This is a genomic window from Arsukibacterium ikkense (assembly GCF_000987775.1).
GTDB lineage: Bacteria > Pseudomonadota > Gammaproteobacteria > Enterobacterales > Alteromonadaceae > Alishewanella > Alishewanella ikkense.
This window is the reverse complement of record NZ_LAHO01000009.1, coordinates 46,342-72,896: the sequence shown is the minus strand read 5'-3', so window position 1 is coordinate 72,896 and position 26,555 is coordinate 46,342. Positions and strand designations below refer to the sequence as shown.

Sequence of the window (26,555 nt, the reverse complement as noted above, 5' to 3'; positions counted from 1 at the left end):
GGTACTCTCATGGAAAAAACATTTAATCCCAGTCAACTAGAACAAGCCATGTACAGCGCATGGGAAAGCAAAGGCTATTTTAAACCGGCCGGCGATACCGGTGCCGGTAACTATTGCATTATGATCCCGCCGCCGAATGTTACCGGCAGCCTGCATATGGGCCACGCCTTTCAGCAAACTATTATGGATGCCATGACCCGCTATCAGCGGATGCGTGGCAAAAATACTTTGTGGCAGGTAGGCAGTGACCACGCTGGCATTGCCACTCAGATGGTGGTTGAACGACAACTAGCCGCTGCCGGCTTACCAGGCCGGCACGAGCTGGGCCGCGACGCCTTTATTGAGAAAGTCTGGGACTGGAAAGCGGAATCCGGTGGCACCATTACCGCGCAAATGCGCCGCTTAGGTAACTCGGTCGACTGGCAGCGTGAGCGCTTTACCATGGACGAAGGTTTATCGGAGGCGGTGCAGGAAGTGTTTGTGCGGCTGTATCAGGACGACTTAATTTATCGCGGCAAACGCCTGGTGAACTGGGATCCGAAACTGCACACGGCGATATCTGATCTGGAAGTGGAAAACAAAGAGCAACAAGGCCAGATGTGGCATCTGCGTTATCCACTGGCTGATGGCGCGCTAACCGCAGATGGCAACAATTATCTGGTGGTGGCCACCACCCGGCCAGAAACCATGCTCGGCGATACTGCAGTAGCGGTAAACCCGGCCGATGAGCGCTATCAGGCTTTAATTGGTAAAGAGGTGCTGCTGCCGCTGGTTAACCGCAGGATCCCGATTGTCGCCGATGACCACGCCGATAAAGACAAAGGTACCGGCTGCGTTAAAATTACCCCGGCGCACGATTTTAATGACTATGAAGTGGGTAAGCGCAATCAGCTGCCCATGATTAACATTCTGACCCCGGATGCCACTGTTCGCAGCGAAGGCGAATGTTTCCACAGCAATGGTGAGCTTAACCCGGTTATGACAGCCGCGATTCCGACGGAATATCAGGGGCTGGACCGCTATGCGGCGCGCAAAGCTATCGTTGCAGCCTTTGACGAAGCCGGCCTGCTCGATAAAGTAGAAAATCACACCAATACCCTGCCCTATGGCGATCGCAGTGGTGTGGTCATTGAACCCTTACTGACTGATCAATGGTATGTGCGGGTCGCACCGCTGGCTAAAACGGCAATTGAGGCGGTTGAAACCGGCCAGATTGAATTTGTACCCAAGCAATATGAGAATATGTATTTCAGCTGGATGCGCGATATTCAGGACTGGTGCATTTCACGCCAGCTGTGGTGGGGCCACCGCATTCCGGCCTGGTACGATAACAACGGCAAGGTGTATGTTGGTCGCAGTGAGCAGGAAGTGCGCAGCAGCTATCAGTTAACTGACGATGTGTCGCTGCAACAGGACAATGACGTGCTGGATACCTGGTTCAGCTCAGCGCTGTGGACTTTCTCTACCCTGGGTTGGCCAAAACAAACTGACGATTTAAAAACTTTTCATCCAACGGATGTGCTGGTTACCGGCTTTGACATTATTTTCTTCTGGGTGGCCCGGATGATCATGATGACCATGCATTTTATCAAAGATGAAAATGGCAAGCCGCAGGTGCCGTTTAAAACCGTTTATGTTACCGGGCTTATTCGCGATGAAAATGGCGATAAAATGTCAAAATCCAAGGGCAATGTCATAGACCCGCTGGATATGATTGACGGTATCAGCCTGCCTGACTTACTGGCCAAACGCACCAGTAATTTAATGCAGCCCAAGCTGGCCGAAAAAATCGCTAAACAAACCGAACAGCAGTTCCCAGAGGGTATTACCGCCAGCGGCACCGATGCCGTGCGTTTTACCCTGGCATCGCTGGCCTCTACCGGCCGTGATATTAACTGGGATATGAAACGGTTGGAAGGCTATCGCAATTTCTGCAATAAGTTATGGAATGCCAGCCGCTATGTGCTGATGAATACCGAAGAGCAAGACTGTGGTTTTGGCAACGAGCCCAAAGTGTTGTCGCTGGCCGATAAATGGATACTGGCGCAATACCAGCAAACCGTGAAACAAGTCGGCCATTATATCGATAGCTACCGCTTTGATTTAGCCGCAACGGCCTTGTATGAATTTACCTGGAACCAGTTCTGCGACTGGTATCTGGAGCTAACCAAACCGGTATTGTTTAAAGGCAGCGAGCAAGAACAGCGCGGTACCCGCCACACTCTGGTAACGGTACTGGAAAGCTTATTACGCTTAATGCACCCTATTATGCCGTTTATTACCGAGACTATCTGGCAATCGGTGAAACCGCTGGCTGCTACTGTGATTGATCACAACAAGGCAGACAGCATTATGCTGCAGCCCTACCCCCAGTTTGATCAGCGCCTGGCAGATGACACAGCAATGGCAGATCTGGAATGGCTTAAAGCAGTGATCACCGCCATTCGCAACGTACGTGGCGAAATGAACATCGCCCCCAGCAAGCCGCTGCATGTGTTGCTGCGTAATCTGAACAGCGACGAGCAGCGCCGCTTAGCGCAAAACCAGAACTTTTTAATGGTGATGGCGAAACTGGACAGCGTTACGGTGTTAAATAGCGGGGACAAGGCTCCGGCCAGTGCTACCCAGTTAGTCGGCAGTATGGATTTACTGATCCCGATGGCCGGCTTAATTGACAAAGACGCTGAGCTAAGCAGGATAAGCAAGCAGCTGGAGAAAACAGAGCAAGAGCTGGCGCGGGTCAGTGGTAAGCTGAACAATCAGGGCTTTGTGGCCAAGGCACCAGAAGCGGTCCTGGCCAAAGAGCGCGCCAAACAAGCCGAGCTAGAGCTGGCACTGGCTAAGCTGCAGGCGCAGCAGGCCGAGATAGCAGCATTGTAAATACCGCTGTCAGCTGGCATCTGCAAACATAAAAAAACCGGAGCAAGCTCCGGTTTTTATTTACTTAATGGCGAGATAAGCTGCTTATTTCTTTGCTAAACGGCGACGGCCGAAAGCTCTTAAACCTAACAAGCCTAAACCAAACATACCTAACATCGCTGGCTCTGGTACGTTAACTGGGCGAGTGGTGATTAAGAAACCAAACTGAGCCGGAGTGAAAGCTCTCTCTGGCGTGGTGAAACCTAAACAACCATTAGCTGCACCCGCTGCGGCGCAGGTGGCATTTGGCAGCGCAGTTAAGTTACCAGATAATTCAACAATACTGGCAAAGTACATCACACCGTCATACTCAAAGGCGGTATTTAAGGCACCAAATTCCAGCACAAAGATATCATCACACACCGTATCTACCGGAAAACCACAAGGTGCGGTATTCGGCGTTTCAATAAATCTTACCTGGAAATTAGTGGTAAATTCCGGCGCTGCCGGGCCCGCAGGGTTTACTGGCGTTAAATTCAGCGTGGCCAGTAAGGTAGCAACAGTTAAAGTGTCATACACGTTACTGATAGCATTATTGTAATGAGTAATGGTATTGGTTGGCGATGGCGTCATGTCATTAGTAAACACAAAACCATTTGCCGGTGAATCACTGATTTCCAGACCGCTACGTGAATTTGCCGCATTCTGGGTTGGGTCGGTATGATCACCCGCCGCATTACCCCAGCTAATTAAAGTGTCGTTCTGAATAGCGTTAGCGTTAGCACCGCCGTTAGTAAAATTAGCACCTGTCCATTCAATCGTAACGGTGTAAGACCATTCAATCACTGCTGCCTGAGTAAATGGCGCGACCAATAGTGCGGCACCCGCCAACATACCTTTGTAAAATTTGTTCATAATAATCTCCTTGTTGGAACAAACGGGCGAACAACCGCTAGTATTCGCTTTCCCAATATATAAAGCATTATCCAGGCCAATTTTTAATTCACTGTTTTTATTGGCATTTATGTAAACGCCTCGCTAGTTCTGTAAATTTTTATGACAGATAACACGCTATTCCCTGGCAGGTGCACTAAGCCTGATATGCGCGCTAGACAATTTTCTGGTAGAAAAATAATTTTTTGATATTATTGCCAACTGGTTTTTAACTTACTGAAACCAGCACTATTAACCAGCGCTCCGTTGCCTTGAGATATCTGCTGCAACGGTTTAACAACCTTGTTCCGGCCTGCCGGAGTGTTACTTGAGAAGAAGAAATGTCAGCAGATAACGCCTTGGAAAGTATTGCCGAACCTGTGGCTGCGGCGGTCGAAGCGGCCGCTATTGCACCCAGTGCACTAAGTTTAGTCCCTGCCCTGGTGGTGCTAGCCTTCGCTATCTGGCTGAAACGCCCTATTCTGGCGTTAGTGCTGGGCGCCGCTGCCGGCTTATTACTGATCTCCCCCACTGACGCCTTATTTAATTTAGGCGAAACCTCAGTGCGGGTGATGCAGGATGAAACCATCGGCTGGTTAATTTTAGTTTGTGGTGGCTTTGGTGCCTTAATAGCGCTGCTGGTGCATACCGGTGGTGCCTTTGCCTTTGGGCGCATGGCTCAGCAGTATGCCAGTGGCCGCAAACCCTCGCTGTTTATGACTTATTTGCTGGGCTTAATTATCTTTATTGATGATTATTTAAATGCGCTGACAGTGGGCGAAACCATGAAGCGCATTACCGACAAATACAAAGTATCGCGCGAAATGCTGGCCTATGTGGTCGACTCTACCGCTGCACCGATGTGCGTATTGGTGCCCATTTCTACCTGGGCCATCTTTTTTGGCGGCTTACTGGTGGCCAATGGCATAGCACCGGACACCGACCCAAACGGCATTAAAACCTATATCTCAGCCATTCCGTACATGATTTACGCCTGGCTGGCACTGATCTTAGTGCCACTGGTGATTTTAGGAGTGGTACCGTTAATAGGGCCAATGAAAAAAGCCGAACTTGCGGCACAAATGTCCAGTGGCAATGTCGATGCCCCAGCGGAAACGGCAGCATCGCATACGCATACCAGCGATGATTTTGCCGTGGATGCCTTTGAAGAGGAATTTGATGCCTCTGATAAGAAAGGCGGCAAGCTGTATAACTTTTTGCTGCCGATGCTGATGCTGATTGGCTTTACTATCTGGTTTGAAGCCGAAATCTGGCCGGCGCTGATCCTGACCTTTATAGTAACTATCCCGATGTATATGGCACAACGCTTAATGCCATTTACCGAAATGATGGAGCTGATGATGCATGGCTTTAAAACCATGCTGCCGGCCATTTGTACGGTAATTGCCGCCTTTACCTTTAAAGATGTTTGCGATCAGTTAGGCTTACCGCTGTATGTGATTGAAAATCTGGCGCCTTATATGACAGCGCAGATGTTACCGGCACTGGTATTTATAGCCATGGCGCTGCTGGCCTTTGTGACCGGCTCCAGCTGGGGTATTTTTGCGGTGTCTATTCCAATAGTGATGCCTCTGGCGATAGCGGTAGATGCCAATATTCCAATGGTAATAGGCGCGCTGTTATCGGCCAGCTCGTTTGGCAGCCAGGCCTGTTTTTACAGTGACTCGACGGTGCTGGCCGCGCAAGGCTCAGGCTGTAACCTGATGAGCCACGCGCTAACCCAGTTCCCCTATGCGTTGCTGGCAGCGATTATTGCCTTTTTTGGCTTTGTAGCACTTGCCTGATACTTGAAGCTATTTGGCAGAGGCTTCAAACCGGATTACCCACGCCGACACGCCGTGAACCCATCCCTGGGGGCTCGTTTCCGCCCGTCCAGGGCTTCAACGGTCGGCTTAGGGTAATCCGATTCTCGCTTTCGGGCTTAAGCGTGAGACTGGAAACCCGATTTGGTTGCCACAGAGTGTCTGAGTGAGGGCGTCAGCTCGAACGAGTTGCTGTGGCAAGCCAAATGGGGTATTGCAGTTGAACCCCTTTATTTCGTACGCAATTTCCTTTCCTCCACCGCACAATACAATACCGGCACCAGCAGCACACTTAGCAGCACAAACAGCATGCCACCTAAGGTTGGTATCGCCATGGGGATCATTAAATCAGCGCCACGGCCGGTAGCGGTTAACACCGGCAACAACGCCAGTATGGTGGTAGCCGAGGTCATCAGACAAGGGCGAATGCGTTTCATGGCGGCCTGCATTACTAATTCTCTTACCTCAGAGCGGTTTGCCGGCCTGGCATCAGCAAACTGCTGTTTCAGATAACTGGCCATCACCACGCCATCATCCACCGCAATCCCAAATAACGCCAGAAACCCCACCCATACCGCGATGCTTAAATTGTACGACTGCAACTGAAACAGCTGGCGCAGGTTAGTATCGAACAGGCTGACATTTAAAAACCAGCTTTGCGCAAACCAGTCGAGCATAATAAAGCCACCAGCCCAGGCAACGGCGATGCTGCTGAAAATAATCAGCGTGCTACTAACCCGGCGGAACTGCAGATACAACAGCATAAAAATCAGCAGTAATGATAGTGGCACCACCCATAACAAGGTGGTGGCCGCCCGTTGCTGGTTTTCAAAACTGCCGGCAAAGCTGTAACTGGCACCTGCTGGCAGTTGCCAGTCGCCGGCTTGCTGCTGCTTGTCCAGATAGGCCGCTACCGCTTCGACCACGTCTACTTCGGCCCAGCCAGGCTGGCTGCCAAAAGTCACATAAGCAGTTAAAAAGGTATTCTCCGAGCGGATCATCTGCGGCCCGCGCTGATAACGAATGTCAGCCAGTTGGCTTAACGGTATCGGGTAACCGGCCGGGGTATCAATTAAGATCTCCGCCAGCTGCTCCAGCGTATCGCGCTGCTCCCGCATATAACGTACGGTAATCCCATAACGCTCGCGCCCTTCAACCGAGCGCCCGGCATCCATGCCACCAATAGCGCTTGCCAGTGTTTGTTGCACTTGCTGCATACTCAGGCCATAACGGGCAATGGCGTCGCGGTCGGGGTGAATTTCCAGATAAGGCTGGCCAACTACCCGTTCGGCGTTAACGGAAGCAGGCTGCACCCCAGGCGCCTCTCGCAGTATCGCCTCCAGTTGCTGCGCTAGCTGGCCGAGCGTGGCCAGATCCGGCGCCGACAATTTCACCCCCATCGCCGCCCGCATGCCGGTTTGCAGCATTAGTAGGCGGGTTTCTATTGGCTGCAGTTTCGGCGCCGAGGTTACCCCCGGTAACTGCGCCGCCCGCACGATTTCCTGCCAGATATCATCTGGCGAGGTAATATGCTCGCGCCACTGCCGATAAGGCCGGCCACCGCTATCGGCAATTAGCTGGCCAGCATTATCACGCACAAAGTCATTGCTGCTCTTATCAAAACGAAAATGCAACCGCCGGCCATTGGCATCGGTTTTAAATTCGCCGTGATACTGGATCACCGTTTCAATCATCCCCAGCGGCGCCGGATCGAGCGCGGTATCGGCCCGGCCTATTTTACCCACTACTGTACGCACTTCGGGTATAGCCGCAATGGCCTGATCTTGTTGCCGTAGTACCGCCAGCGCTTCCGCTATCGAGGCATGCGGCATCAGGCTTGGCATTAACAAAAAAGCACCTTCGTCCAGCGCCGGCATAAACTCGCGACCCAGGCCGGGATAACGGTGGCTTAAATGAACCCAGCTCTCTGATTGCTGAAACTGATCGGCATCCCCCCCAAGCCGGCTATACAGCGCCGGCAGCCAGCTCAGGGTATGCTGCGCGCCAAGCCAGACGGTAGCACCATAGCCCACCAACAACAGGGGCAGCAGCAGAAATAACCACTTCAGCCGTAAACAGCCCTGCAGTAAAGTAGGGTAAGCCCACAGAAAAACAAAGAAAAACCCGAGCACCAAAGCCAGCAGCAAAAGCACAAAGCGCCAGTTCGCCAAGGCGCCTTGCATCGGCCCCAGTGGCAACCAGACCTGACTAAGCAAGGTGACCACACTCAGCAGTACCGCCACTACCAGTAAGCCATGGCCCAGCCGCCAGGCCGATACCGGTAAGCGGCCAGCAAGCTGCTGCCAGCGGCTGCGATAGTGGCCAAAAGCCGGCCACTGCAGGCTAAGCCAGGCCAGTAACGGCGCTTTATATTGTTGCCACAGCAGCACCAGTGCATACAGTATTGTAGCCAGCCACAGCAGCGCTGAGCCCAGCCAGATACACAGCACCACTAATGCCGCTAATAGCCACCAGCGCCGGCTGCTGAGTAGCCAGTGCCGCCATCCGCGCCCCACATCCTGCTTGCGCCAATTGAATAACACACTCAGCAGCACCGGCAGTACCGTTAAAGCCAGTAACGCCGCCGCCAGCAACACAAAGGTTTTAGTGTAGGCCAACGGACCAAAGAGTTTGCCTTCGGCGCCGGTCATGGTGAATACCGGTAAAAAGCTGATTACTGTAGTGCTAATGGCAGTGAGAATAGCCGGCCCGACTTCTTTGCCGGCCAGCAGCACCGCCTGCGCAGCACCCAGTTCAGGTCGCTGCTGACGCTGCCGTAGCAGGTTTTCACTGACGATAATGCCCATATCGACAATGGTACCAATAGCTATGGCAATACCGGCCAGTGCGACGATGTTAGCGTCTATAGCCAGCCACTTCATCGCAATAAAGCTAAGCAGCACGGCGGCTGGCAGCATTAAACTAACCGCCAGCGCTGCCCGTAAATGCAGCAGCATCGCCAGTACCACCACCATGGTAACCAACAACTGCTGGGTTAACGCATCCTGCAGGGTACCCAGGGTTTCGGCAATTAACTCACTGCGATCATAAAAGGGGACTACGGTAAGCTGGCTTAAGGTTAACCAGGCAGGCCAGGCTTGGGGCGGCTCGCTGCGTAAATAGGCCTGCCAGGCCTGTTGCACGGCATCATCCCGCCCCTGCCACGCTGGCAGTTGCCGGTTGCTGGCAAAAGCATCCACCTCAGCCACCGAGGTGTGCTGCCAGTCAATCACGGCCTTAGCCGGTAAGCCGCGGCTTACCTCCTGCAAGCGTTGTTTGACATTGCTGATGGCCTGGCGCGGATTATAGCCCTCGCGCACTGTGACCACGCCACCGACGGCTTCAGCGCCGTTGACATCCAGCGCACCACGCCGGGCAGCCGGCCCGAACTGCACCCGGGCCACATCGGCCACCCGGATAGGAGTCAGATCCACCGCCAGGCGCACCACCGCCTGCTCGATATCCTGCAAGCTTTTAATAAAACCGACACCACGGATCAGGTACTCAACACCATTAATTTCGCGGCTGCCGGCACTGACATCCAGATTAGCCGCCATTACCGCCGCCGTCACCTCTGAGAAACGGACCTGATGAATACGCAGCAAGTCCGGGTCTACCTCAATCTGGTATTCACGTTGATAACCGCCAATAGAGGCGACTTCACTGATGCCTTCAGCCGCCAGTAAGCCGGTACGTAAATACCAGTCCTGCACCGAGCGTATTTCTTCTAAATCCCAGCCGCTGGTAGGGTTACCGGCAGGGTCGCGGCCTTCCAGGGTGTACCAGAACACCTGGCCCAGTGCGGTTGCATCGGGCCCGAGCGCAGGTTGCACGCCGTCAGGCAGGGTATTGGCCGGTAAACTGGCCAGTTTTTCCAGCAAGCGGCTGCGCGCCCAATAAAACTCAATACCTTCATCAAAAATAACGGCGATGCTGGAGAAGCCAAACATCGACAGGGTACGCACGTCCTTCACGCCCGGTACGCCCATTAAGGCGACACTAAGCGGATAACTAAGCTGATCCTCCACATCCTGCGGCGAGCGGCCAGGCCAGTCAGTAAAAACAATTTGCTGGTTTTCACCAAGATTGGGAATAGCATCCACCGCCACCGGGTTAAGTGGCATGCCGGTGTGCCAACCGAAAGGCGCATAAGCAACCCCGACAATTAACAGCAAGCCACTGAATAACAACACCAGTAATTTCTGCTTAAGGCAACCAGCCAGCAGCCGATCAAACCCTGACTTCACGTTTTGCTCAGTGGCCGGCATGATTTTGCTCCTTAGGGTCGAAGCGGTGCTGAATATCGCCGCAACGCAGCATGGCAGGGCCAAAATAGGGGTTTAGCAGCTCAGCTTGCGGTTGCAGCCAGGCAGCGCCCTCGCCAGCGCGGGCCATCGGGCAATACGCCTGATACCAGCCAGCAGCCAGCACGCCAAGCTCGGCCAGCCTCAATAAGCCCAGGTTATGCCGGTAAAACTGTTGCCGGGCCTCAGCCAGGCTGGTCACTTGCTGCAGGTTGTCAGCGCCTGCATTCAGTGCCCGCACTATGCCAGGGAAATTATCCGGCCAGGCGATAGCCGCCACCTGTTGCCAGAACACTGCCATAGCCTGCTGCCAGCCGGCTAAATCGTCTACCGTTAGTGCCAGATACGCCTGTTGATACGCAGCCAGTAATGCCGCCTCTGCCGCTGCTGTTAAACGAAAATCGTCCTGCGCTGGCTGCTGAGTGGTCGTTTTTACTGTCTTTTTAACTTGGCTTTTAACATTGCTTTGCACAGGGCTTTTATCAGGTAAATGTGCGGCATGCGGATCAGCACTTACGCCATCCGGCGCCATCATGCTCGGCAGGCCACGAATTTGCAGCTCACTGTCCAGCCGGAACGCCCCTTTAGTGACCACCAGTTCGCCTTCCTCAAGGCCGGAGAGTACCTGATACTGGCCGTTAAAGCGTCGGCCGAGGGTAATTTCACGGCCAGCGAAAGTCGGGGTGTCTGCAGCCCGTTGCACATACACCAGCGCCCGCTTGCCGGTTTGCAGCACTGCCGATACCGGGATCAGCAAGGCATCATCCAAACTAGTCAACAACCTGGCGCGGGCCAGCATACCGGGTTTTAAGCGCCCCTCTGGGTTATCGAGTAACGCCCGCACCCGCACCGTACGCCGGTTGGCATCGACCACCGGCTCCAGCAATAATACTTCGGCTTGCAGCTGCTCACCCGGCAGTGCCAGTAACTCCACGCTTAGCGCCTGGCCTGGATAAATAGCGGCCAGCTGATGTTCAAACGCTTCCAGTTCCAGCCAGACTTTATCCAGCTCAAGTACCGTAAACAGCGGTTGGCCGGCACTGACATAAGCGCCTTCATTCACCAGTTTTTGCAGCACCCGGCCCGATACCGGCGCACTGATAGTCACCGTATCCTGCAGGGTTTCAGTTTGTAAAATAGACTCAATTTGTACTGCAGGCACCCCCAGTAAGCGCAGCCGCCGCCTGGCCGCCGCCAGGGTACTGTCAGCAGCTAAGCTGCTGCCCCTGGCCGTACCCAGTTGCTTGGCCTGCACCAGCTCCTGTTGAATAACAATTAAATCAGGATTAAAAATTTCCACCATCGGCTGGCCGGCTTTCACATCCACCCCGCTGCTACTGAGATAAAACCGGTCGATCCGACCAGAGCTCCAGGCACTGATGGTTTTCAGACGGCTTTGATCGGCTGCCAGCATCCCGACCAGCGCCATACTACCCTCGGCCCGCTGCCGGCGCACCGGCGTCAGTTCCGGTTGCAGCAACGCATAGGCACGCGGGCTTAATCTAAGCTCGCCAGGAGATAGGCCAGCAGAGTGATTTTCTGCTTGGTCTGGGGTTACCGGAATAAGCGCCATACCACAAATCGGACAACGATCATTGGGGTTTTCGGATCGAACATGCGGGTGCATCGAACAAGTGTACACAGCAGCTTGCTGATTTGCCGCAGATAGCTGCTGCACTGGGCTCTGCCGTGCGACCTGGCTTTGCTGCACTGAGCCATGCTGGGTATGGTCATGCTGATGTGGCTGGGCAGGCGCAGCCAACGCCGTGCTATGCAGTAATAGTAACGCTGGCACACTGGCCAGCATGCTGTTTTTAAGCGGGTGAAACATAGAAAAACCTCTGCGATTAAGAAACCGAAAACCACCGTAGCGAGCGTGGCAGGTATCAAATCAGCAGCAGGTTTTTCCGTAAATATAACGGAACCGAGGGTCGAGGCGGGGGCGCCTGCGCAAACCAGTTATTAACAGGTTCGTTACTTGGCCAGATTTCGGTAATATGCAGCCAACTTACCAGCAGCACCAGAGCCGGTAGCGACAGCGGATCAAGCTGGGTGGCCTGAGTATCGCAGCCGGAGCAATTATCATGCTGGGCTGTCAGCTCGGCTGCATCCATATTGGTTTGCGCTTGCTGGCTATGGCAAGGAGGTGTTTTTTCTGTCAGTACTGAAGTGGGAACTTGCGAATGTTCTGCTACCTCAGCATGGGCCTGATTCACTAAACCAGCGCACAGCAGTAAACACCAGGACAAAGCAAGGCTGACCATCAACGGGATAGTCCAGTGTTTTTGCTGTTGTACCAGAGTGCTTAACATAGGGTCTGTATCAGCTGCCGTATAAGTCAGGTTTGCCAGAGGCAATTGCCGCTAAGCTTACGCCTCAGCGGCAAAGATGTCAAAACCCAGCCATTTTGGCGGTTAATCAGTAAGCTCTGTCACGAACCCGGGCCGTTGGTAAGCCGCCAGTTGCTGTTCCAGTAAACTGGCCAGCGCTAATAATTCAGGCTCTGACCAGGGCAAGCCAACCAGGCTCACGCCTAACGGCAAAATGCTGCTGTAACCCGCAGGCAACGTAATTGACGGATAACCCGCCACCGCAGCGGCAGTTGAGGTACCAAAGTTAAAGGCATCACCGTTTACATGGTCAATGGGCCAGGCTGGCCCGTAAGAGGGCAGAATTATCGCATCAAAACCCTGCTCTCGCAGATACTGATCTAACGCCGCTTCCGCCAGTTGCCGGCTGCTGGTTAACGCTTGTTGATAACCGGCATAATCGGCGGCAAGATCGATAGCCGCTGCCTGCTCTAAATATTCCTGACCATAAAACGCCAGCGCCCGCTCACCCTGTACCCGGTTATATGCCACAATGTGTTCAAGCGTACTCGCCGCCTCTGGTGCCTGATACTCGGTCAACCAGCGTTCCAGGTCGCGCTTAAATTCATACACCAGCACTTTAAGCTCGGCCTGATACAGCTCTGCCGGCAATTGCCACTTATCAGTGCTAACCACTTCGATACCCTGTGCACTGAGCTCGGCGGCCAGTTTATCCAGCATGGGTACCAACGCTGCATCCTGTTTGTCATAGGCCCTTACCAGCAGCACCTTTTTAGCTGCACTGGCCTGCGCTGCAGCCTGACTTAATGGCGTACTAAAGTGTTGTTGCGCCGCCGGCGTAAGCAGCGCATCCAGGAGCAACGCTGCACCATACACGGTTCTGGCCATGGGCCCGGCAATATCCTGCGCCTCGGCTATTGGAATAATACCTTTACCGGACACCGCGCCGCGGGTGGGTTTAATGCCAACAATACCATTGATGGCGGCCGGGCACATAATCGAACCGTCAGTTTCGGTACCCACCGCCAGCAGTGCTAAATCGGCCGCAACGGCCACCGCTGAGCCTGAGCTTGAGCCACAGGGCGTATGGCTGAGTAAATGCGGATTACGCACCTGGCCACCTAAGGCTGACCAGCCACTGGCCGATTTTTCTCCACGAAAATTAGCCCATTCAGATAAATTTGTTTTGGCCAGAATAATAGCACCGGCCAAGCGCAACTGACTGACCAGCTCGGCATCCGCCGGCGTCAGATGGCCTTGTAACGCCAGTGCGCCGGCAGTAGTGGGCATGCTGTCCAGACTGGCGATATTGGCCTTTAACACAACGGGCAAACCATGCAGCGCTGAGCGCAGCTGGCCCTGGCGACGCTCCTCGTCCAGCAACCTGGCCTGGGCCAGTGCGTCGGGGTTAATGTCGCTAATGGCGGCCAACCGGTAACCCGCATTATTATTTGCCGCTATCTGCTGCAGGTAGTACGTCACCAGCTGTTCAGAGCTTAGCTCGCCGCTCGCCAGCGCCTGCTGGGCTGCGCCAGCTGATAACCAGGCTGGATTAAAATCTGCTTTGGGTTCCCCCCCGGGCACAGTCTCACTGCAGCCCGCCGCCGCTAACAGTAAGCACAGCCCTAACAAAACATGACGCATCACTATTCCTTATTTATTAGCCAAAGCTTATCGTAACCGTTTTACTTGGCTTTCCCGTTACCCTTCGTCGCACGCGACCGTCAGTTGTTCGCAAAAGCATCAACAAGCTGATTTAGCGCCTGCCAGATTGGACATTGTTAGCCAAGGCTGGCCATCGGCAACGCAGCATTCGGCATACAAATAGCCCAGTAAGGCTTCCACTACTGCAAATTGTAACTGACAATACAGGGTTCGGCCTTCGCGCCTTTGTTGCAGCAAGTCTACTTTTATCATTCTGGCTAAATGGTGTGACAAGGTTGAACCGGGAATATCCAGTTGTTGCTGAATATCGCCGACACTTAAGCCCTGCCGGCCGGCTTTCACCAGAATACGAAAAATCGCCAGCCGGGTACTGTGTCCCAGCTCGGCCAGGCGGGATGCGGCCAATTCAAGTTCCATCACTTACTCCTGTCTGCAAATAAAATCATTCTATATTTATCGAAGCATATTGACAATTCCATATTTGCCGAAATAAAATACTTCCACATTTATAGAAATAATCGGCCCGCGAGGGTTTTTTAAACAGCTTATATTTCGATATTTGCGGAATAACAAAATTAAGGAGTGAACTATGTTGGACTTTACCTCATTTAGTCAAAGCGCGTTGTATAACAGTGCGCAGTTCTTTGTCATAGTGTTCAGTGAGCTGGTGCTGTTATTTGTGCTGATCAGCATGCTGGTTAGCTGGCTACAATTAAAAATCCCCAAAGCCCGGGTGCAGGCGTTACTGTCGGGCAAAAGCGGTTATATGCTGGCCGCCGGGCTCGGTGCCATTACCCCTTTTTGCAGCTGCTCGACGCTGCCGATGATGGTGGGGTTACTGCGGGCAAAAGCAGCCTTTGGCCCGGTGATGACCTTTTTGTTTACCTCACCGCTGCTGAATCCATTTTTAATTGCGATGTTATGGGTAATTTTTGGCTTTAAGTTATTGCTGATATACAGCGTGGCAGTACTGGCTGTAGCGATTGGCAGTGGTGTTATCCTGCAAACCCTCAATTTTCAGCGCTATGTCACTCTGCCACAGCCGGCCAACAGTTGCTGCGGTGCGGCTCAAGACAGTATGTCGCCTCCCCCTGGCTGGTCATTTAAAGGGCTGGCGCAACACGCGATTAAGGAAACCCGCAGCTTTTTACCGCATATCGCGCTGGGCGTTGCCGTGGGTGCGGTAATTCATGGCTATGTCCCTGCGTCCTTGCTGGCCGGGTTAGCTAGCAGCAACCCCTGGTGGCTGATCCCAGCCGCGGCACTTAGCGGTATCTTACTCTACGTGCGGGCCAGCACCATGTTACCGCTGGCCGCAACCCTGGTAGCCAAAGGCGTTAGCCTGGGTACTGTGATGGCGCTGACCATTGGGGGCGCTGGTGCCAGCCTGCCAGAAATGATTATATTAAAGCGGATTTTTCAATGGCCACTGATGCTTGCCTTTGTGCTGGTGGTACTGGGCACGGCTATCTTAACCGGCTGCAGCATTCAATTGAGCCTTGGCTGAATAACAGGACGATCTTTTATTAACCCTTGACTCTGGAGTAAGCTCAAGGGTTTATACTTTGTCTATAACAGCATAAATGCAGGCAACAGGAGCAGGCCAATGAAGATTGGTGAGTTAGTAAAACGTCATAAGATCAGTGTTGATACCATCCGTTTTTATGAAAAACAGCAATTGCTATGCCCCAGCGCGCGCTCTGCAGCAGGTTATCGCCTGTACACAGAAGCCGACAGCCAGCGGCTGGCCTTTATTCTGCGCGCCAAAAACGTCGGTTTTAGTTTACAGCAAATTGCCGAATTGCTGCAGATTGAAGATAACAAAAGCCAGTGGCAATGCGCTGATGTAAAAGACAAAGTGCAGCAGAAAATGCAGCAGATCCAGCAGCAAATGGCCGGCTTGCAGCAGTTTTATCAGGCGCTTAAGCAACTGGACAACGCCTGCTGTGGCGGGCCTGCCAGTGCCACTGAATGCTCCATCCTGGCCGCGCTGGAGCAAGGCCAAATCGTTACTGAAAGCCACATGGAGCACAGCTGATGCTAAGTTTTATTGATAACTTCTGGCAGCTGTTTGTGCTGTCAGCTCCCTGGTTACTAGTCGGTTTGCTGGTTGCCGCCGTGATGAAGGCCTGGATGCCGATGAGCTGGCTGCAGCAGCAACTTGGCGGTGAGGGCATAAAACCTGTGCTCAAAGGCGCCCTGTTCGGTGCACCGCTACCGCTGTGCAGCTGCGGCGTGATCCCAGCCGCCATGCAACTGCGTCGTGGTGGTGCAGGCAAAGGCGCAACAGTGGCGTTTTTAAGTGCTACCCCGGAAACCGGCGTCGATTCTATTTCCGTGTCTTATGTGCTACTCGGGCCGGTGATGGCCATAGTGCGGCCTATTGCAGCCATTTTAAGCGCCATTACCGCTGGTTTGTTAGTTGGTAAAGCCACCGCAGAACCTGAGCCTGACGCACCTGCGATAAAAAGCTGTTGCGCCACAAAAGCAGCGCCGATAGTCAGTGAGCCGGTAAAAACCAGCTGCTGCGCCAGCAAAAAGCCGGTTGTAGCCAAGCTGTCGTTGTGGCAACAGGCCAAAGACGGCTTAAGCTACAGCACTGGCAAGCTGTTAAGTGATTTTTATCTGTGGTTAATGATCGGGCTGTTTTTTGCTGCCCTGGTGCAAACCCTGGTACCGATGAACGCCCTGGCGCAGTACGGTAACAGCATCTGGATCATGCTGTTAATCGTGCTGATTTCAGTGCCAATGTATGTTTGCGCCACCGCCTCCACCCCGATTGCTGCGGCATTAATGCTGATGGGCTTTTCGCCCGGCGCGGCGCTGGTGTTTATGCAGGCCGGTCCGGCCACCAATATCGCGACCATTAGTGTGGTGTATAAAGAGCTGGGTAAACGCGCATTAGCGGCATACTTGTTTGGGGTAATAGTGATGTCGGTATTGTTTGGCTGGTTGCTGGATCAGAGCCTGGCGTACTTTGATATTTCGGTGCAAGGCGCGCTACAACATCAGCACTCTGTGTTACCCGGCTGGCTGGAGCTCAGTGCGGCCCTGCTGCTTTGCGCGTTAATCTTACGGATAATCTGGCAACAGTGGCAACAAAAACACCGTTTATTGGCTGCACGCTAATAAAAGGAAACCAAAACCCAGATAAATACCATAATAAGTGTAGGTGGTGAGATTTTACTTTAAACTGAAGCTTATCAATACTCCTGATTATCTTTGTCAGTGCTAATAAGGACATGCGAATGAAAAAGTTACTATGGTTAGTTCCGGCGAGCATCATCGTTATCTTACTGGTGGCATATCTGCTGGCGAACAGTATCGTCAAAAGCGCACTAAAAAGTGAGCTGGAACAAGTCACCGGCGCCGAAGTTAACATTGATAGCGTCGCTTTACGTTTACTGCCGGTATCGCTGCAAATTAATGGGGTGCAGTTAACCGATCCAGCGAAACCTGATTTTAATAGTATCAGCTTTAGCCAGGCCTATGCCCGGGTTGACCCTTGGCCAGCGTTAAAAGGATATTACATTGTCGAAGAGCTGGAGGTGCAACAACTGGCCTATGGCAGCCAGCGACAACAAGCGGGCAAGGTTTATCGGGCCCCGCAACCCACTGACAATGCACTTGATTTAGCATCGCTACTGCAGGTAGAGATCCCCAGTGCCGCAACTATTCTGGCACGGGCCAATCTGCAAACCTTGCAACAGGGTGAAAAGCTGAAGCAGCTGGCAAACAGCCAACAGCAGCAGCTTAGCGGGCTGCGCCAGCAATTGCCGACGGCTGAAAAATTAGCCGAATTTCAGGCCAGCGTACAAAACCTTACTGAAAGCAAGATTAGTAGTGCCGCTGATCTGGCGGCAAAAACCCAACAGCTCAATGCCTTGCAACAACAACTGCGCAGCGAGCGCGACAAGCTAAGCCAACTGCAACAGAGCCTGCAACAAAGCCGCGATGCGTTAAGTGAGGCCGTAAAGGGGGTACGCAACGCCACTGAGCAAGACTGGCAACAATTGCAGCAACTGGCAAATATTCAAAGCGGTGGCTTGGCACCCATTTTTCAGATTTTGCTCGGTGATGTCTGGGCCCGCGAAATTCAGAAACTTGAAGCGCTGTATCAGATGGCTAAACCTTATTTACAGCAAGACAGCGAGGCAGAGCCGGCAAAACCCTTTGATCCTAACCAGCCCTATCCGGATTTCTGGATAAAACAAGCCCGACTGCACCTGCTACTGGCCGGCACTGAAAGTACTATCAACGTGCAGGATATCACCACTCAGCATCGGCTAATCAATAACGTGGCTACCCGCTTTACCCTTGATGTTGCTGGCCTGCCCAAGCTCAATACCTTTAAATTAAATGGTGACTTTGCCATTTTAGAGCAAATGATCACAAACCTTAACTGGCAACTGGAAGACATGGCGCTGGACAACCTGACGCTGGGCTCTGAGCAAACAACGCTGACCCTACTGGCCGGTTTGTTCAGTGCCAGTGGCTCGCTCACGCTTACAGATGATCAGTTAATGCAACAGGCCAAGGTACTGCTAAAAAATGCTAATTTTGCTGACACCGGTAACCGCTATCTGGATCAGCTGGTGCGCCTGCTCAATCAGCAAACCCAAATACCGTTGGATGTTGCAGCCAAAGGTTTAGTTTCCAGGCCGCAAGTGACCATCCGCTCGTCATTAGACAGTATGCTTGGTGACGCCCTGCTTGGCGAAGCCAGACAGAAAATTGCGGCCTTGCAAACTGAGTTACGCAGTAAGCTCGACAGCGAATTGCAACAACAATTGGGCGGCCAAACTGACTGGCTGGCCATGTTAAACCAGCAGGATACTGAGGCCGCAGCGCTGGAAAGCAATATAGAGCAAATGCTAAATGCCAAGCTGGCTGATGTGAAAGATCAAGCTACCGATAAACTGAAAGACCGGCTACGAGACCGCTTGGGCGGTGGCTAGCCGCCAGCATAAGGCGGGTAGCTATCATTGCTGTATCGCCTAAACTTACTTACCCTTTGATGTTATCACTTTGGCGGTTTTATGCGTAACGCGTTGATATTGATGGTTGGCTTGCTGTGGCCTTGCTACACTATTGCCCAAACCACACAATCAAGCTTTCTGCGCATTTACACAGAAGAGTATGCGCCCTGGAATTTCACTCGCGAAGACGAAGTAACAGGGCTTAACACCGAGCTTATTCAGCAGTTACTGGATAAACTTAGCTTGCGCGGACGTTTTGAAATTGTGCCATGGGGACGAGCTCAGCTGTTTACCCAAACTCAGGCGGATAGCTGCTTCTTTTCTGCCGTCAGATCGGCTGAACGCGAAAAGTTATATCAGTGGGTTGGGCCCTTAAGCAGAGAGTATGTGCAGTTATTTTCGACCGATCCGGCACACCCCAAATTTAATCAATTTGCTGACGCTGCAGAGCTGCTGATCGGCGGCCAAACTGCTGATGCCTATACCGACTATGGCATGGAGCAGGGTTTGAAAATTGAGCGAATTGCCGAAATCCCGGTAAACCTGGCAATGCTGCAATTAAAGCGCATTGATTTATGGCTGGCCGGCTCAGTCGGTGGCCCTTACATCGCTGCGCAAAAAGGAATCCGCATTTATCCTGTCGCATCCAGTGCAGACGTATTTGAACTGTGGATGGCTTGTAATCTGCAGGTACCGGAAGCTGTCATTGACAATCTCAACCGCACGCTGCAACTTAGCAAACAAGATGGCACCTTAGATGCCATTATGCAGCGTTATCAAGAATAGAAATTACTCTTCGTCGTCATCCAGCTCAAAGTCTGCTTCATCGCCTTCAAAGTAAGTGCCCCAGCCGTCGTATTCAACGCCGTGCTTCTTGGCCAGCTGTTCCAGTTTAATCGCATCGGCCACTATCGGCTCTATTTCCAGCGATTGCTCCCGAATAGCATCAAACACCCAGGCGCTGGCGCCATCTTCAAACTCGACTTCTTCGGCATCGGTGACTTCGTAGCCGAGCTTAAATAACTCCACCGCCAGCTTTTCCAGCTTGTTGAAGTCTTTGTCGTAAAAATGGTGCTCAACGGTATAAAGCGCATCCGGATCGCTGCCATCTTCTAACAAGGCGGCGATGGTATCTTCAGTAAATTCTTGCCAGTTTTCCATGATATTACTCTTTTACAGGGGTTTTGCTGGCAGTGTAGTCGTTGCCAAGTTCAGTATCAAGCAGCTGGATTTGTTCCGCCATTTGCTGACGGGCATTTTTAGCAAACTGGCGAATGCTGTCTTCTTTGGTCAGCGTTAATGGCGCCAGCATCTGGATAACAACCTTGCCGTTGTTCCAACGGTTTAACTTCACCTGCTGGTGGGTGCTGCTCATACATACCGGCACCAGCTGCACATTCGCCTCCAGCGCTATATGAAAAGCGCCCATTTTAAACGGCAACAAGCCCTTGCCGTAACTGCGGGTGCCCTCCGGGAACATCCAGACCGACAGGTTTTGCTGAGTAATACGCTCTGCTGCTGCCAGCATAGTGGACAGCGCTTTGTCTTTATTATCGCGGTCAATCATTAAATTGCCGCTCAGCCAGTATAACTGGCCAAAAAATGGGATATATTTCAGGCTTTTTTTGCCAAGAGTAACGGTACCAGGCAACACTGAGCCACTCATAGTAAATAAGTCGAGGTTATTCTGATGATTAGCAATAAATACATAGGGTGTGTCTGGCTTGATAGCCGGGTCGCGCCGGATCTCAACGCTAATACCTAATATCCGGGATACGCTACCATACCAGTGTGAGAACAACGCCACATTGTTGCGATGAAAAGGCCGCACCAGACAAACCAGTAGCCCCGCCAGGGTGCTGACAATAAAAAACAACGCCAGTAATACTAAACGAACGACAGCTATCACCCTTAGGCCCCTTCTAAATAAAAGGGGCACAGTATAGCGGCTTTAATTGTCATTGCTGGTTTGATCACTGCCAGTTGGCTCATTGCTGCTGTCGTCATCGCCCGGGTTAGCCATGCTGCCATGCTGCAACTGCACTTCATCAATCCGCTGCAAACCACGTGGCAGTTTATTACCACGCCGGCCACGCTCGCCCATATAATGCGCTAAGTCTGCCGTTTTCAGAGTCAGTTTACGTTTGCCTGCCACCAGGGTAACACCGCCCGCTGCCGGCACCACCGCCAGCTGACACACATACTCTTCCCGGCTGGCAGCGCGAGCTGAAGGAATAGACATCAGCTTGTTGCCCTTGCCTTTGCTAAGCTTCGGTAATTCGCTTACCGGAAACACCAGCATCCGCCCTTCATTTGAGATACATAACAATAGATCGGTCTCGGGCTGTTTCACGACCAGAGGGGGCAGCACTTTAGCGCCAACCGGCAAGCTGAGCACCGCTTTACCTGCCTTATTGCGGCTGAGCAAATCACTGTATTCGGCCACAAAACCGTAGCCGGCATCACTGGCCAGCAATAATGCCTGCTTCTCATCGCCCAATAATACATGGTCAACCGTTTCACCGGCGACAATAGTAAAGCGCCCGCTTAACGGTTCGCCTTGGCCACGGGCTGACGGCAGCTCGTGCGCTTCAGTAGCGTAGCTGCGGCCACTGGAGTCGATAAATACCGCCAGCTGGTTAGAGCGGCCCCCGGCCATCGCCTTGAAGGCATCACCGGCTTTATAACTTAGTGCATTACCATCGACATCGTGGCCTTTGGCACAGCGCACCCAGCCTTTTTCTGATAGCACTACCGTTACCGGCTCGCTGGGTAACAGCTCTTTTTCACTCAGGGCCTTGGCTTCGCCGCGGGTAACCAGTGGGCTGCGCCGCTCGTCGCCGTATTTCTCAGCATCGGCCAGCAGTTCATCGCGGATAAGCTTGGTCAGCTTTTTCTCTGAACCTAGAATGCTTTGCAGTTTGTCGCGCTCTTTGGCCAGCTCGTCCTGCTCGCCACGGATTTTCATTTCTTCCAGCTTGGCCAGATGGCGTAATTTCAGTTCTAAAATGGCTTCAGCCTGGCGCTCCGTTATCCCGAAAAACGCTATAAGCTCGGGCTTGGGCTGATCAAAGCTGCGGATAATCCGAATCACATCATCAATATTTAAAAAGGCAATTAATAAACCTTCTAACACATGCAACCGGTCGAGCACTTTATCTAAGCGATATTGCAGCCGGCGGCGCACCGTGTCGCGGCGGAAAACAAGCCACTCGGTCAGGATCTCCAGCAGGTTTTTCACCCGTGGCCGTTGGTCCAGCCCCAGAATATTCAGGTTAACCCGATAGCTGCGTTCCAAATCGGTAGTGGCAAATAAATGCTGCATCAGTTGCTCAATATCAACCCGGTTCGAGCGCGGCACTATCACGATACGGGTTGGGTTTTCATGGTCGGACTCATCACGCAAGTCAGTGACCATCGGCAGCTTTTTCGCCTGCATCTGGCCGGCAATTTGCTCCAGAATTTTCGCACCCGAGGTTTGATGCGGCAGTGCCGTCAGCACAATTTCGCCATCCTCCAGTTGATACACAGCGCGCATTTTAATGCTGCCTCGGCCACTCTGATAAATTGCCGCAATATCACTGGCAGAGCTGATAATCTCGGCATCGGTTGGGTAATCCGGGCCTTTAACATATTGCATTAAATCAGTAATGGAGCTGAGCGGGTTATCCAGTAATGCGGCGCAGGCATTGGCCACTTCGCGCACATTATGCGGCGGAATATCGGTCGCCATGCCCACAGCAATACCGGTAATGCCGTTTAGCAGAATATGCGGCAAACGGGCAGGTAACACCTTGGGCTCTTCCAGGGTGCCATCAAAGTTAGGCGCCCAGTCAGTGGTACCTGAGCCAAGCTCAGATAATAGTACTTCGCTGAAGCGGGACAATTTGGCTTCGGTATAGCGCATGGCAGCGAAGGACTTTGGATCATCCGGCGCACCCCAGTTACCCTGGCCATCTACCAACGGGTAACGGTACGAAAATGGCTGCGCCATCAGTACCATGGCTTCATAACACGCACTGTCACCGTGCGGGTGAAACTTACCCAGTACATCACCGACGGTACGGGCCGACTTTTTAAACTTTGCTAAATGCGACAGGCCTAACTCTGACATCGCATAGATGATGCGCCGTTGTACCGGTTTTAACCCATCGCCAATATGCGGTAACGCCCGGTCCATAATGACGTACATAGAATAATTTAGGTAGGCTTCTTCAGTAAAGCGACGCAGCGGTAACTGCTCAACACCATCGTGGGATAACACCGTTTCTGTCATGCCGGTTCCTGTTTATGGATAAAAGTCGTGATCAAGGTCAAGCGTTATAACGGCACATCGTTACTGGCACGACGGGGCTTACCACCACGCCGGCTAAACTGCCACAACACTATGCCAAATAATATTAAACTGGTGCAGCCAAGAATGGCCAGCCACAACAGCTGAATTTGCCGTTTGCGCTCGACTTCTTGCAGCCGCAACGCTTTCAGCTCGTTTTCTGCTTCCAACAAACTGGTACGAACCTGCTGCCGCTCGCTGTCAAACTCCAGCCGCATGTGCGCCAACGCCAGTTCATTCTCTTTGTTACGTAGCAGCTGAAAACCATCAATAAATTCATGCAACGCCAGATAGGCCCGCTGATACTGATCCTGCTGCGCCAGTAATTCAGCGCGCAACAGAATAATGGCCAGCGCAACATGATCGGCCTGATCGGCCGGCTGTTTTGCCGCTTGCTCCGCCAACAGTAATTCCTGCATGGCCAGAGACGTTTGTGCCAGATCACGATAGATCAGCGCTTTTTCATAATGATGCGATTGCACATGATAATTTGATTGCAAATGCGGCAAATACTGCTCTGCTTTCTCGATATAACCCAGTGCCGCTTCAGTGCGACGCATTTCAGCACTGGTTATCGCCAGCCCTAAATAGGCATGGTATAAATTGACGTTATCGTTTGCGTTTAAGCTGCCTTGCAGCATCTGATTATAATGCTCCAACGCCAGATGATATTGTTCCTGATAGCTATAGGTGCGGGCCAGATTAAATAATACGGCTATTTCATTCTTCACCCAACCCAGCTGCTGATATAACCCCAGTGCCCGCTGTAAAAACTCTAATGCATCATTTTCAAAGCCCAGTGAAGAATACATTAAACCCAGCTGAGCGTTAACCTCGGCTAATATTTCCTGGTCTTGCAATAACTCAGCACGCTGATATACCGCCTTTAACAGCGCCAGCGCCTGTTGATCATTGTTTTGCTCACTCATAATAGCGGCCTGATTAACCTGGCCGCGTAAGATCAGCTTTTCATCATCCAGCAGGGTTGCCAGCGCAGTGCCCTGCTGATAATGGCGCATGGCCTCATCGAGTTGCATCTGCATTTCCAGCGCATAACCCAGCTCGTACCATACTTCTACTTTTAAAGCCGACTCAGTGCCGTCCAGTAATTCCAGAGCCTGGCGAGCTGCTTGCTGTTGTTGCTGATGCCGCCCAAGCGCACTGTATAATGCCGCTTGCTGGCGCAGCCAGTAGGCCTTGACCAAATCGGGTTGGCTGGCAAACTCATGCTGGCGCTCAGTTAGCATGGCCAGGCTTTGTTCGGGCTGACGATACTTCAGGTTTTCCAGCTCCAGCAACCAGCCCGGGATAGGCTGTGCCTGTACCGACAGACTAAATGCCAACAGTAATAATAGGTAGCAACAGAATTTAATCAAAACGGTTATACACCCTTAATTAATAACTTAGGCCATTATGATAACGGCGGCTAGGCAATCAGCGCCCGGTCGCCTTTCATTTCCAGCCAATCGCGTCTGTCGGTAGCGCGCTTTTTGGCTAACAGCATATCCATCATTTCCATGGTTTGGTCAACATCATCTATCGTTAACTGCACCAAACGACGGGTGTTTGGATCCATGGTGGTTTCACGCAGCTGCAAGGGGTTCATTTCGCCCAAACCTTTAAAGCGTTGTACATTCACTTTACCGCGCTTTTTCTCGGCCTCAATCCGGTCCAGTACGCCGTTCTTTTCATCTTCATCAAGCGCATAGTAAACATCTTTGCCTATATCAATCCGGTACAGCGGCGGCATTGCCACATAAATATGGCCGGCTGTCACCAGGGCGCTGAAATGACGCATAAATAATGCGCACAATAAGGTGGCAATATGTAAACCATCTGAGTCGGCATCTGCCAGAATACAAATTTTGCCATAACGCAGCCCGGATAAATCCTGGCTGTCGGGATCAATACCTATCGCCACGGAAATATCATGCACTTCCTGCGAGGCCAGAATTTGCCCGGAGTCAACTTCCCAGGTATTGAGAATTTTACCACGCAGGGGCATCACCGCCTGAAACTCCCGATCCCGTGCCTGTTTGGCACTGCCGCCGGCCGAGTCGCCCTCAACAAAAAACAGTTCTGTCTGGCTCAGATCCTGCGCTGAACAATCGGTTAACTTGCCCGGTAGCGCCGGGCCTGAGGTCACTTTTTTACGAATTACTTTCTTGGCGGCTTTTAAGCGCTTCTGGGCATTGTTTATGCAAAAATCGGCCAACGCCAGCGCAATATCGGTGTGTTCATTTAACCATAAGCTAAAGGCATCTTTCACTATACCCGACACAAAGGCGGCGCATTGCCGGGATGACAAACGCTCTTTAGTCTGGCCGGCAAATTGCGGGTCCTGCATTTTCACACTAAGCACATAGCTGCAGCGGTCCCATACGTCTTCTGGCGACAGTTTAATGCCGCGCGGCAACAAGGTGCGATATTCACAAAACTCGCGCAATGCCTCCAGCAAGCCCTGACGTAAACCATTAACATGGGTACCGCCCTGAGCGGTCGGAATTAAGTTAACATAACTTTCAGTGACCAGCTCGCCACCTTCTGGTAGCCACAGCAAGGCCCATTCTACAGCTTCTTGCGAGCCGGCAAAGTTGCCAACAAAAGGCTGCTCCGGCAGGGCAACATAGTTTTGCACCGCCTCAGCCAGGTAATCCCGGATACCCGCCTGATAACACCAGCTGTATTGCTGCTGGTTAATTTTATCGTCAAATTTTACGGTTAAACCGGGGCACAACACTGCTTTGGCTTTCAGTACATGCAACAAGCGGCTAACGGAAAACTTTGGCGAGTCAAAATAAGAGGGCGTGGGCCAAAACCGTAAGCGGGTGCCGGTATTGCGCTTACCCACTGTACCTGTAATGGCCAGTTCACTGACTTTGTTGCCATGCTCAAAGGCAATGTCGTACACATTGCCATCGCGACGGATACTGACATCAACCCGGCTGGACAAGGCGTTCACCACCGAAATACCCACGCCGTGCAAACCACCAGAGAACTGATAATTTTTATTCGAGAATTTACCACCGGCGTGTAAGCGGCACATAATCAGCTCAACCCCAGACACGCCCTCCTCCGGGTGTATATCAACCGGCATGCCGCGGCCATTGTCAATCACTTCCAGTGACTGGTCATCATGCAAAATAACCTGTACCAAATCCGCATGGCCGGCCAGCGCTTCATCCACACTGTTGTCTATTACTTCCTGACCAAGGTGATTAGGACGGGTGGTATCGGTATACATGCCCGGGCGGCGCTGCACAGGTTCCAGGCCGGTTAATACTTCAATCGATTCAGCATTGTACAGTTGTTCAGTCATATTCTCGGTC

General features: G+C 52.3%; 18 protein-coding genes. 7 read left to right on the top strand and 11 right to left on the bottom strand.

Features of this window, described 5'->3' with window-relative positions:
* Positions 1-9: 9 nt before the first annotated feature.
* Complete coding sequence (locus WG68_RS10300) at positions 10-2,880, top strand: valine--tRNA ligase (protein ID WP_046557609.1); 2,871 nt, start codon at positions 10-12, stop codon at positions 2,878-2,880.
* An 84-nt stretch (positions 2,881-2,964) separates the two neighbouring features.
* Here WG68_RS10300 and WG68_RS10295 read toward each other — a convergent pair whose 3' ends face one another.
* Positions 2,965-3,774, bottom strand: a complete 810-nt coding sequence (locus WG68_RS10295) for a THxN family PEP-CTERM protein (RefSeq protein WP_046557608.1) — start codon at positions 3,772-3,774, stop codon at positions 2,965-2,967.
* Positions 3,775-4,133: 359 nt separating this feature from the next.
* Between WG68_RS10295 and WG68_RS10290 the strand changes: the two genes are divergently transcribed.
* Positions 4,134-5,597, top strand: a complete 1,464-nt coding sequence (locus WG68_RS10290; RefSeq protein WP_152663073.1) for a Na+/H+ antiporter NhaC family protein — start codon at positions 4,134-4,136, stop codon at positions 5,595-5,597.
* A gap of 248 nt (positions 5,598-5,845) precedes the next feature.
* On the opposite strand, the gene WG68_RS10285 is transcribed toward WG68_RS10290, so the two are convergent.
* The 5 genes from WG68_RS10285 to WG68_RS10265 form a co-directional block, all read right to left on the bottom strand.
* Positions 5,846-9,883: an efflux RND transporter permease subunit gene (locus WG68_RS10285; protein ID WP_046557607.1), complete on the bottom strand. Its 4,038-nt coding sequence runs from the start codon at positions 9,881-9,883 to the stop codon at positions 5,846-5,848.
* Positions 9,870-11,750: an efflux RND transporter periplasmic adaptor subunit gene (locus tag WG68_RS10280; protein ID WP_046557606.1), complete on the bottom strand. Its 1,881-nt coding sequence runs from the start codon at positions 11,748-11,750 to the stop codon at positions 9,870-9,872. Before WG68_RS10280 ends, WG68_RS10285 begins: the two co-directional genes overlap by 14 nt.
* Positions 11,751-11,805: 55 nt before the next feature.
* Entirely contained in the window at positions 11,806-12,231 is a 426-nt protein-coding gene (locus WG68_RS10275; protein ID WP_046557605.1) for a hypothetical protein, read from the bottom strand.
* Between the two features lie 102 nt (positions 12,232-12,333).
* A complete protein-coding gene (locus WG68_RS10270; RefSeq protein WP_046557604.1) occupies positions 12,334-13,893 on the bottom strand; it encodes an amidase in 1,560 nt (519 codons plus the stop codon).
* Positions 13,894-13,992: 99 nt separating this feature from the next.
* Positions 13,993-14,331, bottom strand: coding sequence for an ArsR/SmtB family transcription factor (locus tag WG68_RS10265; RefSeq protein WP_046557603.1), 339 nt, complete (start codon positions 14,329-14,331; stop codon positions 13,993-13,995).
* A gap of 172 nt (positions 14,332-14,503) precedes the next feature.
* Between WG68_RS10265 and WG68_RS10260 the strand changes: the two genes are divergently transcribed.
* The 5 genes from WG68_RS10260 (at position 14,504) to WG68_RS10240 (ending at position 19,679) form a co-directional block, all read left to right on the top strand.
* Entirely contained in the window at positions 14,504-15,421 is a 918-nt protein-coding gene (locus WG68_RS10260; RefSeq protein WP_046557602.1) for a permease, read from the top strand.
* A gap of 99 nt (positions 15,422-15,520) precedes the next feature.
* Positions 15,521-15,952 carry a Zn(2+)-responsive transcriptional regulator gene (gene zntR / locus WG68_RS10255; protein WP_046557601.1) on the top strand — a complete coding sequence of 144 codons (432 nt, stop codon included), beginning with the start codon at positions 15,521-15,523 and terminating at the stop codon, positions 15,950-15,952.
* A complete protein-coding gene (locus WG68_RS10250; protein ID WP_046557600.1) occupies positions 15,952-17,043 on the top strand; it encodes an SO_0444 family Cu/Zn efflux transporter in 1,092 nt (363 codons plus the stop codon). Before zntR ends, WG68_RS10250 begins: the two co-directional genes overlap by 1 nt.
* Positions 17,044-17,162: 119 nt before the next feature.
* Positions 17,163-18,872 (top strand): TIGR03545 family protein, encoded by a 1,710-nt coding sequence (locus WG68_RS10245; protein WP_046557599.1) that lies wholly within the window; start codon positions 17,163-17,165, stop codon positions 18,870-18,872.
* Between the two features lie 81 nt (positions 18,873-18,953).
* The gene (locus WG68_RS10240; protein WP_046557598.1) at positions 18,954-19,679 is read left to right on the top strand and encodes a substrate-binding periplasmic protein; all 726 of its coding nucleotides are present in this window, start codon (positions 18,954-18,956) and stop codon (positions 19,677-19,679) included.
* A 3-nt stretch (positions 19,680-19,682) separates the two neighbouring features.
* Here the strand turns inward: WG68_RS10240 and rraB are convergent, their stop codons facing one another.
* From rraB to parE, 5 genes are read right to left on the bottom strand one after another with little or no spacing between them, the layout of a single operon-like run.
* Complete coding sequence (gene rraB / locus WG68_RS10235; protein WP_046557597.1) at positions 19,683-20,054, bottom strand: ribonuclease E inhibitor RraB; 372 nt, start codon at positions 20,052-20,054, stop codon at positions 19,683-19,685.
* Positions 20,055-20,058: 4 nt separating this feature from the next.
* A complete protein-coding gene (locus WG68_RS10230; RefSeq protein ID WP_046557596.1) occupies positions 20,059-20,802 on the bottom strand; it encodes a 1-acylglycerol-3-phosphate O-acyltransferase in 744 nt (247 codons plus the stop codon).
* A 42-nt stretch (positions 20,803-20,844) separates the two neighbouring features.
* Positions 20,845-23,169 carry a DNA topoisomerase IV subunit A gene (parC, locus tag WG68_RS10225; RefSeq protein WP_046557595.1) on the bottom strand — a complete coding sequence of 775 codons (2,325 nt, stop codon included), beginning with the start codon at positions 23,167-23,169 and terminating at the stop codon, positions 20,845-20,847.
* A gap of 44 nt (positions 23,170-23,213) precedes the next feature.
* Complete coding sequence (locus WG68_RS10220) at positions 23,214-24,602, bottom strand: tetratricopeptide repeat protein (protein WP_046557594.1); 1,389 nt, start codon at positions 24,600-24,602, stop codon at positions 23,214-23,216.
* Positions 24,603-24,652: 50 nt separating this feature from the next.
* Positions 24,653-26,545 carry a DNA topoisomerase IV subunit B gene (gene parE, locus WG68_RS10215; RefSeq protein ID WP_046557593.1) on the bottom strand — a complete coding sequence of 631 codons (1,893 nt, stop codon included), beginning with the start codon at positions 26,543-26,545 and terminating at the stop codon, positions 24,653-24,655.
* Between the last annotated feature and the right edge of the window lie 10 nt (positions 26,546-26,555).